This is a genomic window from Streptomyces sp. NPDC007084, from assembly GCF_040703595.1.
GTDB lineage: Bacteria > Actinomycetota > Actinomycetes > Streptomycetales > Streptomycetaceae > Streptomyces.
In genome coordinates this window covers 1-13994 of sequence record NZ_JBEYFY010000017.1, presented here as the reverse complement: position 1 = coordinate 13994, position 13994 = coordinate 1, and the positions used below count along the sequence as shown (strand labels likewise).

Below are 13994 nucleotides of genomic sequence, written 5' to 3'. Positions count from 1 at the left end.
TTTGGGGAGCACGGGGTGATTGGCTCAAAGTTTTCACCCCGTGCGAAACCCCCGTTAACACAAATTTACCTGTCAGAAACGACACATAGGCGATCCGCCGCTCGGTGTGGGACAACTGCGTGTACAGGGCATCAATCAGCCTGGACAGCCTTCTTCCAGTGGAGCGAGGTTCGTATGTGCGGAATCACCGGCTGGGTCTCCTACCGGCGTGACCTGACGCAGCACCGCGACGACATCGACGCCATGACGCAGACCATGTCCTGCCGGGGCCCCGACGCCGCGGGCGTGTGGGTGGCGCCCCACGTCGCCCTCGGACACCGGCGGCTCGCCGTGATCGACCTGCCGGGCGGCGCCCAGCCCATGACCGTGCGGACGCCCGACGGGACGGTCGGCATGGTCTACTCCGGCGAGACGTACAACTTCACCGAGCTGCGCGCGGAGTTACGCCGGGCCGGACAGCGGTTCGACACCGACTCGGACACCGAGGTGGTGCTGCGCGGCTACCTCGTGTGGGGCGAGAAGCTCGTGGAACACCTCAACGGCATGTACGCCTTCGCCGTCTGGGACGCCCGCACCGAGCGCCTCGTGATGATCCGCGACCGCATGGGCATCAAGCCGTTCTACTACTACGAGACCGAGGACGGCGTCGTCTTCGGCTCGGAGCCCAAGGCGATCCTGGCCAACCCCACCGTCGCCCCCGTCGTCGGCCCCGACGGACTGCGTGAACTCTTCGCCGGTGCCAAGACCCCCGGCGCCGCGGTGTGGGAGGGCATGCGCGAGGTGCGCCCCGGGGAGATCATCGTTCTCGACCGGGGCGGGCTGCGCCGCCGCACCTACTGGCGGCTGCGTTCCGAACCGCACACCGACGGCAAGGACGAGACGGTCACGCGCGTACGCGAACTGCTCGACGACATCGTCCGGCGTCAGCTCGTCGCCGACGTACCCCGCTGCACGTTGCTTTCCGGCGGCCTGGACTCGTCCGCGCTCACCGCCCTGTCGCAGATCCACCTCACCCCGCGGGGCGAGACGGTACGCAGCTTCGCCGTCGACTTCCCCGACCAGGACAAGCACTTCCAGGCCATCGACGTCTCGCCCACCCAGGACACCCCCTACGTCCACGCCGTCGCCGAACACGTGGGCTGCGACCACCAGGACATCATCCTGGACGGGGCGGCCCTGTCCGCCCCGGAGGTCCGTCGCGCGGCCGTCGGCGCCCGCGACCTGCCGACCGGCATCGGCGACCGCGACAACTCCCTCTACCTGCTCTTCGCCGCGGTCCGCCGGCATTCCACGGTGGCCCTGTCCGGCGAGTCGGCGGACGAGGTGTTCGGCGGCTACCCGTGGTTCCACGACGAGCGTCGGGACGCCGAGACCTTCCCCTGGCTGGTGGGCCGGCACTCACTGGTCGAGTCGAGCGGCCAGCTCGACGAGGACCTCGCATCCGTGTTGAACCTCGGCGACTACATCGCCGACAGTTACCGCACGGCCGTCGCGGAAACCCCCGTCCTGGACGGCGAGACCGGCCTGAACCAGCGTATGCGGGTGGTCAGTTATCTCCATCTGACCCGCATGGTGCAGACCCTGCTGGACCGCAAGGACCGGATGAGCATGGCCGTCGGCCTGGAGGTCCGCGTCCCGTTCTGCGACCACCGTCTCGTCCAGTACGTCTTCAACACCCCCTGGTCGCTGAAGACCTTCGACGGCCGTGAGAAGAGCCTGCTGCGCGCCGCCACCCGGGACGTCCTGCCCGAGTCGGTCGCCAACCGCAAGAAGAGCGGCTATCCGGGCACGTTCGACCCCGCCTATGTCGAGGCCATCCAGTCCCAGGGCGCCGACCTGCTTCGGGCCGGCCACCCGGCGACGGACCTGGTCAGCCGCGAGCGCCTCACCGAGGCCACCCGCCGGCCCGCCGCCGACCTGGACCAGCGGCAACGGATGCTGCTGGAGCGGACCCTCGACCTGGGAGTGTGGTTCGACATCCACCGGCCGACGGTCAAGGTCTGACCTCGGCGATCCGACTGACGGTGGCGACCGGCCGACGGTGGGCGACCGGCTGACGGTCAGGGGCTGACTTCGGCGGGCCGGCCGACGGTCAAGGTCCGGCCTCGCGGTCGACTGCGACGGTGACGTTGCGCGGGGCCGGGTGATCGTACGACGCGGCGGCCGCGTCGAGGAGTTCAGCGCCGGCGCGGGCGCAGACTGCGGTGAAGTCATCAGGGGCGGAGCAGTCAGGGGCGGTTCCGGATTCCTCCGGAACCGCCCCTGATCCGCGACTGTCTCCAGTCGGGACGACAGGATTTGAACCTGCGACCCCTTGACCCCCAGTCAAGTGCGCTACCAAGCTGCGCCACGTCCCGATGCGCCGCCGGCCGGTGTTCCGTGCGTTCCGGGGTCCCGTGTGGCGGCGCAATCAAACCCTACCGCACCTCGGTGGGTGCCCCCGCACACACCGTCATCGTCGCAGTCCAGCGGGGGTCACGGAGCGTCTTCCCAACCGTCAGGCGTTGGGGTCGAAGGCTATGCCGGCCGGCTTGGCCTTCGCCAGGTGGGCGTTGAAGTTGCCGTCCTTGAGGCCGAAGACGGCGCTGCCGAAGTCGTACGCGCTCAGCTTGTCGCGCAGCCCGGCGGGGTAGCCGTTCCAGCCGACCAGGGTCGGGAACTGCCAGGTGTGCTGGTGGTTCTCGGGCGGCTCGTCGTTGTTGTTGGCGGGCCGGAAGCAGTGCGTGCCGATGCCGTCCTTGTGGTAGACGACCTTGGGGTGCGTGCCGTCCCAGCGGATCTGGTCCCGGTTGTAGATGTTGAAGTTGCCGTGGGCGGACGTGGACACGTACTTGGCCTGGTTGTCCTGGACCCACACCACGACGTGTTCCCAGTCGTTGCGGTGTCCGCCGAGACCGCTGCCGACGACGGCCTGGTCCTTCTCGAAGTAGAGGCCGTAGATGACGGCGCACCAGCCGTTGTTGCACTTCTCGCGTGAGTACCCGTTGGTGTTGTCGAGGTCCCAGGAGTCGCGGCACTGGCCGTTGAGGGCGCCGGAGGGCTTGAGGCCCGGGTTGATCGTGCCGTCGGGACCGATGGCGGGTGTCGGGTAGCAGCCGTCGGTGTCGTAGTCGAAGGCAGGCTGGAACGTCTGTTCCAGCGCGTCCGCGTTCGCGGGCAGGGCCTTGGGCGGGTCGGCGAGGGCGACACCCGAGGCGGCGACGACCAGCGCGACGGCGCTGCCGACGACGATGGAGACCCTGCGGATCCGCGAGCTTCTCTTCACTGCGTCCTCCAGATCGACCGCTACGTGGGGGAGGCAGGCCACGCGGTCAGGTTGGCATGCCCAGATCATGCCCAGAGCAGCTTTCCGGGCGGCCGGGGAAAACGCCAGAGTCCGCGGATGTCCGAGCGGTGAAGGATCAGCCAATGCGGCTTCCACGACGGACTGTTGGGGTGATCCGGACAGGGGGCCGCCGTCGGTCACGGGGCCGCGCGGGCGAGTCCGACCGTGTGCCGGCAGCCCCTGCCGTGGACGAGGAACTTTCTTCCGCGGTCCGGCAACTCCTGCCGCGCGCGGGCACCTTCTGCCGCACTCGGGCGCTTTCTGCCGTGCTCGGCCACCTTCTATCGCGCACCCCGGCAACTCCTGCCCCCTGCGGACGAGTTCGGACCGGAAGAGACCGAAAGGGGCCGGAACGTCTTCTCCTGGGCCCCGACACCACCGCACTGAGCCCGAGCGACACGTGATCGTCCGTTCCGTAAGGCATGGTTGACCCGAGCAACACGCACGCACCGGACGCACGGAAAGTATGATCAAGCAATGTCTGACTTGACCGAAACCACGCCCGGCTGGCTGTCCCGCGAGGAGCTGGAATCGGCCCGCGCCCGTATGCCGATCCTGTACGTCGAGGCGGTGCCGGTGCGCGTCGACGACAACGGCGAAGTCACCCGGATCGGGCTACTGCTCCGCATCGGTCCGGACGGCACGGTCAGCCGCACCCTGGTCTCCGGCCGGGTGCTGCACCACGAGCGGGTCCGCGACGCGCTGCTGCGCCACCTGGAGAAGGACCTCGGCCCGGTGGCACTCCCCCGGGTCCCCGCCTCCCTGCAGCCCTTCACCGTCGCCGAGTACTTCCCGACGCTCGGCGTCACGCCCTTCCACGACCCGCGCCAGCACGCGGTGTCCCTGGCCTACATCGTCCCGGTCACCGGCGACTGCCGCCCTCGGCAGGACGCGCTCGACCTGGTCTGGTTCAGCCCGGAGGAGGCGTCCTCGGCGATGGTCGCGGACGAGATGCCGGGCGGCCACGGCGTCCTGCTGCGCCAGGCATTGGCCTATGTGGGGTGCCTGTCCTGACGTACCGGACCGGACCGCCGTGGACGGGCGCCGCGGCGGTCCGGTAAGCGGTGTCAGCCGGTATCGGACGGTGCCGGGCGGTGTTGAGCGGCGTCGGGCGGACAGCCAACGCCTCTCAGTGATCCGAAAGTGCCTGCGTGATCAGGCGGGTGGCGAAGTCGTGGTCGTCGGTGATCCGGTTGATGCGCTCGGCGAGGAGGATGGTCGTCGCCTCCAGGGCGTTCAACTCGGCGTCCGTCCAACGGCCGTACTGCGAGCGCCACAAGTTGGGGCTCAGGCCGGTGGCCGCCGCGATGACCAGGCCGGCCATGGTCGGGATGACCTCGGGACGGAAGGTCTTGGGCATCATGCGCATCGAGGACACGAGCGTGGGCACCACGTACTCGACGATGTCCTCGTCGTGGTCCTCGCAGGCAGCCCGCAGCCACTGCATGAACATGTAGATGAGGGTGCAGGCGCCGTCCAGGAGCGCGTCGATTCCCTCAGGGCCCAAGGACGCGGCGAACTGCTTGGTCAGTCGTCGCTGTTCGGCGTCGGTCCGGGCCTCGCTCGCGGCCTCACTCTCGGTCTCGCTCTCGTCGTAGATGGCCTTGAGTTGGGAGTCCATCATCAGGAGAGCCGCGCTGACATCGCCGACGGGAGCGTACTTGGGATCACAGGGTGACGGCACAGAGCCCCTCCTCGTAGGACCGCGGCGGACGGCGCGGCGTGTCTCCACGGTAGACCGCCGAGCGCGGGCGGCGGCGATCCAATGGCCACATCAGCCATGTCCGGGACTCAAGGTCAAGACCCGTCTAGACTTCCGCGACCACTGATGGAAGGCCGCCGCCATGCGGAGACTCCTGTACGGCATGAACCTGTCCCTGGACGGCTATATCGCCGCGCCCGGCGACGACATCGGCTGGAGCGAGCCGAGCGACGAGTTGTTCCGGTGGTGGCTCGACGAGGAGCGGGCAATCAGCCTGTTCCTGTACGGGCGCAGGCTGTGGGAGACCATGAGCGCCTACTGGCCGACCGGCGACCAGCAGCCGGACGTGACCCCGGCGCAGGTCGAGTTCGCGCGGAACTGGCGTGACACCCCGAAGGTGGTGTTCTCCTCGACGGTAGAGAAGGTGGACTGGAACGCCCGCCTGGTCACCGGCGACGCGGTCGCGGAGATCACCCGGCTCAAGGCCGGGGACGGCGGGCCGATGAGGGTCGGCGGCGCGGCACTCGGCGCGGCGGCGATGCGGGCCGGGCTGGTCGACGAGTACACGATCGTCACCCATCCGGTCCTGGTGGGCGGCGGCACACCGTTCTTCACCGCGCTGGACGACTGGACGAAGCTGAACCTGGTGGAGACACGGACGTTCCCCGGCGGCGTGGTCCTGACCAGATACGAGACGAGGCGCTGAACGCGCCGGCCGAGCGGTGGAACATCCACCGGAGCCACGATCAACGAGTCACGTGCCTGCGGACCCTGCCGAAGCGATGCCAGACCGCACGCGTCTCCAGCGCGGCCACCGTCCGCTTCGGCTCCCCTTCGCCCGTCCCGTCCACAGCGGCCTTGCGCGACACCGCCCGCTGGGGCGGGGTGGGGCCGCCCGGCTCGGTCCCCGCAATGGAGTCAGGGGCGGTTCGGATCGCTCCGAACCGCCCCTCACCTGCGACTGTCTCCAGTCGGGACGACAGGATTTGAACCTGCGACCCCTTGACCCCCAGTCAAGTGCGCTACCAAGCTGCGCCACGTCCCGGTCGCGTTCACGCGCGGTGGGCCGCGCGATCGTGCGGACAGAACTTTACCCCACGCCGGGGGCACTCCCGCAGGGGGCGGGGCGGGCGGGACAATCGGAGGATGAGCGGCACAGGGTGGATCAGGCGGAGCGGCGGCGGGCGTGACCGGGACCCCGAGGGCCGGGCGCGCAACGCCCGGCCCCGTGACGGCCTCGGCCGCCCCCTGCCGTACGGCTCGGCCGGGGTCGAGCGGCAGCCGGAGGGGGTCGTACGGGCGCCCGGGGAATCGGTCGCCGAGGCCCAGACGCTGCTGGACGCCGGGCGGCCCTTCCACGCGCACGAGGTGTTCGAGGACGCCTGGAAGTCCGGCCCGGACGACGAGCGTGGACTGTGGCGGGGGCTCGCCCAGCTCGCCGTGGGGCTCACCCACGCCGCCCGAGGGAACACCACCGGCGGCGCCCGGTTGCTGCGGCGCGGCGCCGGGGCCGTGGCGGAGTGGACGACGGAGTCCGGGCGGGCCCGGCCCTACGACCTTGACCTTGCCGAAATCGGGGACTGGGCAAGGGAGTTGGCCGCTTCCGTGGAGCGTGACGGCGGCCCGGTCGACGCGGCGGCCTCGGCACCCCGGCTGCGCGGACGTCCGTCGTAGGACCAAGGCGGCCCCGGCACCCTGGCCGCGCGGACAGCCCGCCTGCCGCCAGTGGCACCGACGCGGAACCCGATCGGAACCCGACGCGGTGCGTCCCGCGTCCGAAGGGTGCGGCAGACTCCGGGTGTGCGAAAGATTCATGTCATCGGCATCGGAGCGGGCGACCCCGAGCAGCTCACACTGCAGGCGGTCAAGGCGCTGAGGGGCACCGACGTGTTCTTCATCCTGGACAAGGGCGAGGTGAAGTCCGACCTCGTGCAACTGCGCCGGGACATCCTGGACACGCACGTGCCCGAGGGGACGTACCGCCTGGTCGAGGCGCGGGACCCGGAGCGTGACCGGACGGCGGACGGCGCCGCGTACTCCCCCGCCGTCGGGGACTGGCGCAGCGCCCGCGGCGCGATCTACGAGCGGCTGATCGCCGAGGAACTGGGCGAGGACGAGAGCGGCGCGTTCCTGGTGTGGGGGGACCCCGCGCTGTACGACAGCACGCTCGGTGTCCTGGAGGAGATCCTGGAGCGAGGCTCGGTCACGTTCAGCTACGACGTGGTGCCCGGCATCAGCAGCGTCTCGGCGCTCGTGGCCCGCCACCGGACCGGCCTGAACCGGGTCGCCCGGCCTGTCCAGATCACCACCGGGCGGCGGCTCGCCGAGGGCTTCCCGGAGGGGGTGGACGACGTGGTCGTGATGCTCGACGCGCAGCGGACGTTCCGGCGGTACGCGGACCAGGACATCGACATCTACTGGGGCGCCTACATCGGCACCCCCGACGAGATCCTCGCGTCGGGACCGCTGGCCGAGACGGCCCCCCGCATCGAACGGCTGCGCGCCGAGGCCCGGGAGCGCAAGGGCTGGATCATGGACACCTATCTGCTGCGCAGGAACCCGCGGGGGTAGGCGCACGGGCCCTTCCGACGGCCTGCGGGTCTCCGCGATGCCCTCGACCCGCCCGTACGCCGGGCGGGTGGCTCCGCATGCACGCAGCGCGCACCGGTGTGAGGGTGGCGCATGTGACGATCACCGAGGAAGTGCCACCTCCCGCGGCGGACGCGCCCGGGCCGCCGGTGCTGGACGGACGGCGCCGCAACATCGTCTTCGCGACGATTGTGCTGGGTATTCTCCTCGCCGCGCTCGACCAGACGATCGTGGGCACCGCGCTGCCGACGATCGTGTCCGACCTGGGCGGCGCGGCGCACATGTCGTGGGTGGTGACGGCGTACCTGCTGGCCGAGACCGTGGCGACGGTGCTGGTCGGCAAGTTCGGCGACCTGTTCGGCCGCAAGGTGATCTTCCAGGCCTCGGCGATCATCTTCATCACCGGTTCGTTCCTGTGCGGCCTCGCCACGAACATGCCGCTGCTGATCGCCTGGCGGGCGATGCAGGGCGTCGGCGCGGGCGGGCTGATGGTGACCGCCATGGCGCTCATCGCGGACGTCATCCCGCTGCGTGAGCGCGGCAAGTACCAGGGTGCGATCGGCGCCGTCTTCGGCGTGGCCACGGTCATCGGTCCGCTGCTGGGCGGGCTGTTCACGGATCACCTCACCTGGCGGTGGGCGTTCTACATCAACGTGCCCATCGCGATCCTCGTGGTGATCGCGGCGGCCCGCACCATCCCCGTGGTCAAGTCGGCGACCCGGCCCGTCATCGATTATCTGGGCATCGCGCTCGTCGCGGTCGGCGCGAGCGCGCTGATCCTCGCGACGAGCTGGGGCGGCAACGAGTACGCCTGGGGTTCGCCGACCATCATCGTCCTGTTCGTGGGCGGGGTGATCGCGCTCGCCCTGTTCTGCCTGGTGGAGACCCGCGCCGTCCAGCCGATGCTGCCGATGCGGCTGTTCTCCAACCCGGTCTTCACGGTGTGCTCGATCCTCAGCTTCATCGTCGGTTTCGCGATGCTCGGCGCGATGACGTTCCTGCCGACGTATCTCCAGTACGTCGACGGGAACTCGGCGACGATCTCCGGTGTGCGCACGCTGCCGCTGGTGGTGGGTCTGCTCATCGCCTCGGTCTTCAGCGGCAACGTGGTCAGCAAGACCGGCCGCTACCGCGTCTTCCCGATCGCGGGTTCCCTGGTGATGGCGCTCGGGCTCTATCTGATGTCCCTGATGGGGCCGGACTCCGGGACCTGGCTGGAGTCGCTGTACATGTTCGTGCTCGGCATCGGCATCGGGCTGTCCATGCAGGTGCTGACGATCGCCGTGCAGAACACCGTGGACTACACCGACCTCGGCACGGCGACCTCCGGCGTCACCTTCTTCCGTACGCTCGGCAGTTCGTTCGGCACCGCCGTGTTCGGGACGATCTACACCAACGCGCTGAAGCCGAACCTGGCCGACGGGGTGCGGCAGGCCGCGGAGACCGGTGCCGCGCGGCCCGCCGTGATCGCCCGCGCCGCGCAGAGCCCGGAGGGGCTGCACCGGCTTCCCGCGCAGGCGGCCCGGCCCATCATCCAGGCGTACGCCGACACCATCCACACGGTGTTCCTGTGGACCGTGCCGGTCGCGGTCGTCGGCTTCGTGGTGGCGCTCTTCCTCAAGCAGGTGGAGCTGCGGGACAGCGCGCGGCTGGGCTCGACGGACATGGGCGAGGGCTTCGCGTCACCGGCCGGCTCCGACTCGCAACGCGTGCTCGAGGCGTCCGTCGGGAAGATCCTCGGCGGTACGGAGATGGCGACCGCCCGCCGGATCATCAAGGAGTCCGACACCCGGCTGGACGTGGCCGGCGCCTGGGCCGTGATGCAGGTGGAACTGTTCACCCGACTGGTCGGTCACGCCAACCTCAATCTGATCGCCGGCCGACGCCATGTGCCGCCCGAGGTCCTCGTGCCGGTGTTCAGCCGGATGGTCGACGAGGGGTACCTGACCCGGCACGGTTCGCTCTTCTCCCACACGCCGGCCGGTGAGCGCGAGGCGGCGGTGATTGGGAATGCCTGGGGCATGTGGCTCGCCGAACGCGTCGAGCAGGACGTGGGCCGGCCGTCCGGCACGGAACTGCGCGCCGCCGTCGACACCATCGCCAAACGCCTGCTGGTGGAGGACCTCACCCAGGGCCTCCCCGCCCGCTCCCGCGAACTGGAGCCGGCCGCCCCGAACTGACGGCACTGACGGCGGCCCGCCCCGCAGCCACCTCCGCGAGCTGACGACCCGCCCCGCAGCCACCTCCGCGAGCTGACGGCCCGGTTCCACGTCCGCGACCTGACGGCCCCGGATCTACTCCGCGAGCTGACGGCGGGGCCTCCGTCTGCCGGCCATCCGCCTGTCTACGTCCGCCGGCTGACGGCTCCGCCGACTGACGACAGCGGGCGGTCACTTCCCGGCGGGTCCGGGCAAGCCCAGCAGGGCGAGCACCGACGGCACGTCCCCCACCGCGCTCACCCCCTCCGGCAGCGGCGGACGCCGTACGACGACCACGGGCAGCGCGAGATCGCGGGCGGCCGTCAGTTTGGCGGCCGTCGCCGCTCCCCCGCTGTCCTTGGTCACGAGCACGTCGATGCGGTGCCGGACCAGGAGGGTCCGCTCGTCGTCCGGGGTGAAGGGGCCGCGGGCGAGCAGCACCTCGGTGTCCGGGGGCAGCGGCGGATCGGGGGCCTCGACGGACCGGACGAGGAAGTGGAGTCCGGCGAGACCCGCGAAGGCGGCGAGGCCGAGCCGGCCGGTGGTGAGGAAGACGCGCCGGCCGAGCCCGGGCAGCAGGGCGGCGGCCTCGGCGAGACAGCCGGCGTCGTGCCAGCGGTCGCCGGGACCGGGGTGCCAGCCGGGGCGGCGCAGGACCACGGCGGGAACGCCGGTCGCCTCGGCGGCCCGTGCCGCGTTCGCGGTGATGCCGGAGGCGAACGGGTGGGTCGCGTCCACCAGGGCGTCCACCCGCTGCTCGCGCAGCCACCGCGCGAGCCCGTCCGCCCCGCCGAAGCCGCCGATCCGTACGTCCCCTTGGAGCGTCCCGGGCCGCGACACCCGCCCGGCGAGGGACGTCGTCACGCGCACCCCGGGACGGGCGGCGAGTTCGGCGGCGATTTCACGTGCCTCGGTGGTGCCACCGAGGACGAGGACGTGCGGAGACATGGCCCCGAGCGTACGGGGGCGCGCCGGGAGGTCCGGGGCGCCCCCGTGGCCGGGGTCAGGGGGCGAGGCGGAAGACGCCGTAGGAGAAGGGCTCGGTGGTGAGCGTGCCGTCGGGGTGGGCCTCGACACCACGTGTGAGCAGCGGCGGCCCGACCGTCACGTCACCGAGCGCGCAGCTCTCCGGGCGTCCGCTCGGGTTGACGGCGACGAGATACGAGTCGCCGCGCGTGTAGACCAGCGGATAACCGGAGTTGAGCACCTCGACGGATCCGCGCGTGCCCAGTTCGCGGTGTTCGCGGCGGAGCCGGATCAGGGCGCGGACCTGGTGGAGCAGGGAGTCGGGGTCGTCCCGCTGCGCGGCCACGCTGGGCCGGTCGGCCGCCGGGTCGAGGGGCAGGTAAAGGTCCTCCGGGGGTGCGGTGGAGAAGCCGGCGCCCGGGCCGTCGTCCCACTGCATGGGCGTACGGGAGCCCTGACGTGCCTCGTCGCCGAGCTGGCTGCCCTCCTTGCCGGGCAGCCCCGGCAGATAGCGCATGCCGATCTCGTCGCCGTAGTAGATGACGGGCAGCGAGGGCCAGGTGAGCTGGAACGCGAAGGCCGGCGCGACCATGTCCCTGGTGCGTGTGCCGCACACGAGCCGGGAGAAGTCGTGGTTGGCGGTGGGCAGGGCCACGTAACCGGCGCCGGCGATGGCCGTGTCCGCCTCCCGCCAGGCGTCGAGGAACTCCCGCATCGAGCCGTCGCCGTCGGGTCCGAAGAAGCAGGGGTCGTCGCCCCAGACGGGGTTGTGGCTGCCCTGCGCGTTGCCCCACAGGGAGCGCAGCGGGCGGCCGACGAAGTGCAGGAAGAAGTCTGCGTGGATGCCGGCGGGGACGGAGGTCTTCGGGTCGCCCCACTCGGAGAGCAGCGCCCGGTCCGGATAGGTCTCGTCCATCCAGGCCCGCGTCTCGCGCCACAGGGCGGCGGTGGCCGAGCGGTCGGGGTCGTCCTTCACCAGGGAGAACGCCATGTCGACGCGGAAGCCCGCGACTCCGCGGTCGAACCAGTACGCCATGATGTCGCGCAGCGCCTGCCGGTTGGCGCGCGGACCGGGAACGTCGACGGGCTGACGCCATGGTTCGGCGGGGTCGGGGCGGGCGTAGCCGAAGTTGAGGGCGGGCTGGACGGGATAGAAGTTCGGCAGGTAGAAGCCGGGCCGGCTGCCGGGCGAGGGCACCCAGGCGGGGCTGGGCGGTTCGGGGGTGTCGGCCCAGATGTACCGGTCGTCGTCGGGGTCGTCGGCCGAGGCCCTGAACCAGGCGTGCTGGTCGGAGGTGTGGCCGGCGACCAGGTCGAGCATGACCCGGATGCCGCGCGAGCGGGCTTCCTCGACGAGGGTGGTCAGGTCGTGGTTCGTGCCGTAGCGGGGGGCGACGGTCAGGTAGTCGCTGACGTCGTAGCCGGCGTCCGCGAAGGGCGAGGCGAACAGCGGGCTGAGCCAGACGGTGTCGACGCCGAGCCACTCCAGATACTCCAGCCGGCTCAGCACACCGGGCAGGTCCCCGATGCCGTCGCCGTCGGTGTCGGCGTAGGTCTGCGGATAGATCTGGTACATCACCGCGTCCGCCAGCCAGGCGGGCGGCGGTTGGATGTCCGCCATGGAAGCGGCCCTTCTCTCGGACGTCGACAGGGCAGGCAGGGGGTGCGTGGGTGGTGCTGGGCAGGACCGGGTGGGGCGGGCGCGGCGCTTGGTGAGGAGCCGCGCCGCGTCAAGCTAACAGGGGGGAAAACGCTTTCCAAGGGTGTTTGCGGAGGCGGGTGAGGGACGCGTCGGGAAGCCCCGCCGGGTTCCTGGGCGGCCGACGACACACGCATGCCCCGGCGGGGCGGCCTGACACCGTGGAGACGCCCTCGGCTGGGGGCCTGACACCGTGGAGACGCCCTCGGCTGGGGGCCTGACACCGTGGAGACGCCCTCGGCTGGCGGCCTGACACCGTGGAGACGCCCTCGGCTGGGGGCCTGACACCGCCTGACACCGCCGCCACACAGCTAGGGCGTGTCGTTTGGATCATGTGGCGGGTCGCGGGGCAGGGCACGCACTCCCCCAAGCTCTTCGAGCAGGGGGTACCCCCAGCGGCGTTGTCGTCGGTTGCCGACGCTCCGCGTCGTCGCCCTCCTCCGCCTTGCAGCTGCACGCACCCTGCCCCGCTCGGCCCAGCCGACAAGGCGCCGCACTCCGGCGCCACCTGATCCAAACGACACGCCCTAGCCCATGGTCGGTCGGCCGGGCTCAGTGGATCAGCAGTTGGACTCCGCCCACCACCGTCGCCGCGATGACGAGCCGTTCGAAGAGAAGCTGGTTGATCCGGTTCACAGCCCATTTCCCGAGAAACGCGCCCGGCACGACGAAGACGGCCAGGTCGGCGTCCAGCAGCAGCGAGTGGCCGTCGATCAGGCCCAGGCCCGCGCTGAAGGGCAGCTTGGAAACGTTGACGATGAGAAAGAAAAACGCCGAGGTACCGAGGAAGCCGAGCTTGCGGAAGCCCGCCGACAGGAGATACATCGACATCACCGGGCCGCCCGCGTTGGCGACCATGGTGGTGAACCCGCCGAGCACGCCGTAGGAACGGGCCTTGACGCGGCCGGCGCGGGTGACGACGGCGTCGGGATCGTCGTCCTGGGCGGCGGCTCTGCGGCGCCACACCGTGACTCCCGTCATCAGCAGCAGGATGGCGCCGATCGAGGTCCGGACGACCGTGTCGTCCGCCCACACCAGGAAGGCCGTGCCGAGGACGACTCCGGCGGCGACCGCCGGGAACAGCCGCCACAGCGTGGGCCAGTGGGCGTGGCGCCGGTAGCTGAGGACGGCGAGCACGTCGCCGACGATCAGGATGGGCAGCAGGACGCCGGTCGAGGCGCGGGCCGGCAGCACGGCCGCGAAGATCGCCAGGCTGACCGTGTTGGCCCCGCTCACCGCGGTCTTGGAGAAGCCGACGAGCAGAGCCGCGGCGGCGAGGGCGGCGAACTCCCACGCGGATATGTGCCAGAGGGTCATCGTGTTCATGCGGGGACCGATGCTATCCGCACGCAAAATCGCCGGCTGAAGGAGCGTCTCGGCTGGTGGGGCCGGGGCAGGCGGCGAGGCCCACCGGCTTGGCGTGGCCGGGGCCGGGGAGGTCGGTCGGGCCCGGGACGGTCGGCCGGGCCGGGGGCGGTCGGCCGGGCCGGGGGCGGTCGGCCGGACCGGGGGCGG

Annotated in this window: 11 protein-coding genes and 2 tRNA genes; 6 read left to right on the top strand and 7 right to left on the bottom strand. The window is 71.0% G+C overall.

Going from position 1 to position 13994, the window contains the following annotated elements:
- Positions 1-174: 174 nt before the first annotated feature.
- Positions 175-2004 (top strand): asparagine synthase (glutamine-hydrolyzing), encoded by a 1830-nt coding sequence (gene asnB / locus AB0912_RS16610; RefSeq protein WP_366700161.1) that lies wholly within the window; start codon positions 175-177, stop codon positions 2002-2004.
- Between the two features lie 279 nt (positions 2005-2283).
- On the opposite strand, the gene AB0912_RS16605 is transcribed toward asnB, so the two are convergent.
- Both AB0912_RS16605 and AB0912_RS16600 read right to left on the bottom strand, forming a co-directional pair.
- Positions 2284-2357 (bottom strand) — tRNA-Pro (locus tag AB0912_RS16605).
- A 140-nt stretch (positions 2358-2497) separates the two neighbouring features.
- Entirely contained in the window at positions 2498-3265 is a 768-nt protein-coding gene (locus AB0912_RS16600) for an NPP1 family protein (protein ID WP_366700159.1), read from the bottom strand.
- A 537-nt stretch (positions 3266-3802) separates the two neighbouring features.
- Here AB0912_RS16600 and AB0912_RS16595 point away from each other — a divergent pair.
- The gene (locus AB0912_RS16595) at positions 3803-4339 is read left to right on the top strand and encodes an NUDIX hydrolase family protein (RefSeq protein WP_366700157.1); all 537 of its coding nucleotides are present in this window, start codon (positions 3803-3805) and stop codon (positions 4337-4339) included.
- A gap of 115 nt (positions 4340-4454) precedes the next feature.
- On the opposite strand, the gene AB0912_RS16590 is transcribed toward AB0912_RS16595, so the two are convergent.
- Positions 4455-5009, bottom strand: coding sequence for a hypothetical protein (locus tag AB0912_RS16590; protein WP_366700155.1), 555 nt, complete (start codon positions 5007-5009; stop codon positions 4455-4457).
- 160 nt (positions 5010-5169) lie between these two features.
- Between AB0912_RS16590 and AB0912_RS16585 the strand changes: the two genes are divergently transcribed.
- On the top strand, positions 5170-5733 hold the full coding sequence (locus tag AB0912_RS16585) for a dihydrofolate reductase family protein (protein ID WP_366700153.1): 564 nt from the start codon (positions 5170-5172) through the stop codon (positions 5731-5733).
- Between the two features lie 265 nt (positions 5734-5998).
- On the opposite strand, the gene AB0912_RS16580 is transcribed toward AB0912_RS16585, so the two are convergent.
- Positions 5999-6072: transfer RNA gene (locus tag AB0912_RS16580), tRNA-Pro, on the bottom strand.
- 101 nt (positions 6073-6173) lie between these two features.
- On the opposite strand from AB0912_RS16580, the gene AB0912_RS16575 reads away from it, so the two are divergent.
- The 3 genes from AB0912_RS16575 to AB0912_RS16565 all read left to right on the top strand — a co-directional run bounded on the left by AB0912_RS16575 (position 6174) and on the right by AB0912_RS16565 (position 9796).
- The gene (locus AB0912_RS16575; RefSeq protein WP_366700151.1) at positions 6174-6701 is read left to right on the top strand and encodes a DUF309 domain-containing protein; all 528 of its coding nucleotides are present in this window, start codon (positions 6174-6176) and stop codon (positions 6699-6701) included.
- A gap of 126 nt (positions 6702-6827) precedes the next feature.
- A complete protein-coding gene (gene cobF, locus AB0912_RS16570; protein ID WP_366700149.1) occupies positions 6828-7598 on the top strand; it encodes a precorrin-6A synthase (deacetylating) in 771 nt (256 codons plus the stop codon).
- A 113-nt stretch (positions 7599-7711) separates the two neighbouring features.
- Positions 7712-9796, top strand: a complete 2085-nt coding sequence (locus AB0912_RS16565) for an MDR family MFS transporter (protein WP_366700342.1) — start codon at positions 7712-7714, stop codon at positions 9794-9796.
- A 210-nt stretch (positions 9797-10006) separates the two neighbouring features.
- Here the strand turns inward: AB0912_RS16565 and AB0912_RS16560 are convergent, their stop codons facing one another.
- The 3 genes from AB0912_RS16560 to AB0912_RS16550 form a co-directional block, all read right to left on the bottom strand.
- Complete coding sequence (locus tag AB0912_RS16560) at positions 10007-10762, bottom strand: cobalt-precorrin-6A reductase (protein WP_366700147.1); 756 nt, start codon at positions 10760-10762, stop codon at positions 10007-10009.
- A gap of 55 nt (positions 10763-10817) precedes the next feature.
- Complete coding sequence (locus tag AB0912_RS16555; protein ID WP_366700145.1) at positions 10818-12401, bottom strand: alpha-amylase family glycosyl hydrolase; 1584 nt, start codon at positions 12399-12401, stop codon at positions 10818-10820.
- A gap of 630 nt (positions 12402-13031) precedes the next feature.
- The gene (locus tag AB0912_RS16550) at positions 13032-13805 is read right to left on the bottom strand and encodes a sulfite exporter TauE/SafE family protein (protein ID WP_366700143.1); all 774 of its coding nucleotides are present in this window, start codon (positions 13803-13805) and stop codon (positions 13032-13034) included.
- Between the last annotated feature and the right edge of the window lie 189 nt (positions 13806-13994).

What these genes read in the sequence shown, in the direction of transcription:
- asnB (WP_366700161.1), top strand. Translation starts at nt 175, where the DNA reads ATGTGCGGAATCACCGGCTGGGTCTCCTACCGGCGTGACCTGACGCAG.
- AB0912_RS16595 (WP_366700157.1), top strand. Translation starts at nt 3,803, where the DNA reads ATGTCTGACTTGACCGAAACCACGCCCGGCTGGCTGTCCCGCGAGGAG.
- AB0912_RS16585 (WP_366700153.1), top strand. Translation starts at nt 5,170, where the DNA reads ATGCGGAGACTCCTGTACGGCATGAACCTGTCCCTGGACGGCTATATC.
- AB0912_RS16575 (WP_366700151.1), top strand. Translation starts at nt 6,174, where the DNA reads ATGAGCGGCACAGGGTGGATCAGGCGGAGCGGCGGCGGGCGTGACCGG.
- AB0912_RS16560 (WP_366700147.1), bottom strand. Translation starts at nt 10,762, where the DNA reads ATGTCTCCGCACGTCCTCGTCCTCGGTGGCACCACCGAGGCACGTGAA.
- AB0912_RS16555 (WP_366700145.1), bottom strand. Translation starts at nt 12,401, where the DNA reads ATGGCGGACATCCAACCGCCGCCCGCCTGGCTGGCGGACGCGGTGATG.
- AB0912_RS16550 (WP_366700143.1), bottom strand. Translation starts at nt 13,805, where the DNA reads ATGAACACGATGACCCTCTGGCACATATCCGCGTGGGAGTTCGCCGCC.